Origin of the sequence: Anaerobiospirillum sp. NML120448, from assembly GCF_023050945.1 — a bacterium.
Classification (GTDB): domain Bacteria; phylum Pseudomonadota; class Gammaproteobacteria; order Enterobacterales; family Succinivibrionaceae; genus Anaerobiospirillum.
Window position 1 is genome coordinate 1 of the sequence record NZ_JALKIM010000166.1, and the last position, 1,535, is coordinate 1,535.

At 47.9% G+C, this 1,535-nt stretch carries 1 protein-coding gene; it reads left to right on the plus strand.

Going from position 1 to position 1,535, the window contains the following annotated elements; genetic code table 11:
• Positions 1-3: 3 nt before the first annotated feature.
• Positions 4-1,535, plus strand: a 1,532-nt coding sequence (locus MXE38_RS12260; protein WP_246915493.1) for an L-fucose isomerase, incomplete at its 3' end; no start/stop codon positions are given.

Genomic DNA, 1,535 nt, shown 5'->3' on the forward strand with positions numbered 1-1,535 from the left:
AAGATTGGTATTCGTCCTACTATTGATGGTCGTCGTGGCCCATTAAAGGTTCGTGAGTCCTTAGAAGAGCAAACCATGAACATGGCTAAGAGCGCTGCTGAGCTCTTACGTGCTAACTTAAAGTACTCTGATGGCACCCCAGTTGAGGTAGTTATTGCTGATACTACTATTGGTCGTGTTCCAGAGGCTGCTGCTTGCGCTGAGAAGTTCCGTCGTGAGGGTGTTGATGTAACCTTGACTGTAACTCCTTGCTGGTGCTACGGCTCCGAGACCATGGATATGGACAAGCACACCATTAAGGGTGTTTGGGGCTTCAACGGTACTGAGCGTCCAGGTGCTGTTTACTTAGCTGCTGTATTAGCAGGCCACGCTCAAAAGGGCTTACCAGCTTTCGGTATTTATGGCCATGAAGTACAAGACGCTGATGACACCTCCATCCCAGCTGACGTACAAGAGAAGATCTTACGCTTTGGTCGTGCTGCTATTGCTGCTGCTCAAATGCGTGGTAAGAGCTACTTACAGATTGGCTCTATCTGCATGGGTATTGCTGGCTCCATTATTGACTCTAACTTCATTGAAGAGTACTTAGGCATGCGTGTTGAGTCCGTTGACGAGGTAGAAATTATCCGTCGTATGGAGAACAACATTTATGATCCTGAGGAGTTCAAGAAGGCTTTAGAGTGGACTAAGAAGTACTGCAAGGAAGGCTTCGATAAGAACCCAGAGAGCATGCAAAATTCCCCTGAGGTTAAGGAAGAGCAGTGGGAGTTTGTGGTTAAGATGATGGTCATCATCAAGGATCTCATCAAGGGCAATCCAAACTTACCAGCTGGCTGCGAGGAAGAGGCTTTAGGTCACAACGCTATTGCCGCAGGCTTCCAAGGCCAACGTCAGTGGACTGACTTCTATCCAAACGGCGACTTTGCTGAGGCTTTATTAAACTCAAGCTTTGACTGGAATGGCCGTCGTGAGACCATGGTTTTAGCAACTGAGAATGACGTATTAAACGGCTTTGGTATGCTCTTTGGTAAGCTCTTAACCAACCGTGCTACCATGTTCTCTGACGTACGTACCTACTGGTCAGGTGACGCTGTTAAGCGTGTAACTGGCTACGAGTTACAAGGTCACGCAAAAGACTGTGATGGTTTCTTACACTTAATTAACTCTGGTGCTTCTGCTTTAGATTTCTCCTGCCAAGCAACTGAAAATGGCGTACGCACCATTAAGCCATGGTACGAGATGACCGATGAGGACATCCAAAAGTGCTTAGAGGCTACCACTTGGAACGCTGCTGACTTAGGCTACTTCCGTGGCGGTGGTTACTCCTCACGTTTCTTAACCGACGCTGAGGTTCCAATGACCATGGTTCGCTTAAACTTAGTTAAGGGCTTAGGCCCAGTTCTTCAGATTGCTGAGGGCTGGTCTGTAGAGTTACCACAAGAAGTAACTGAGAAGCTCTGGAAGCGTACTGACTACACTTGGCCTTGCACTTGGTTTGCTCCACGTTGCGACGGCAAGAGCGCAATGTTCAAGAC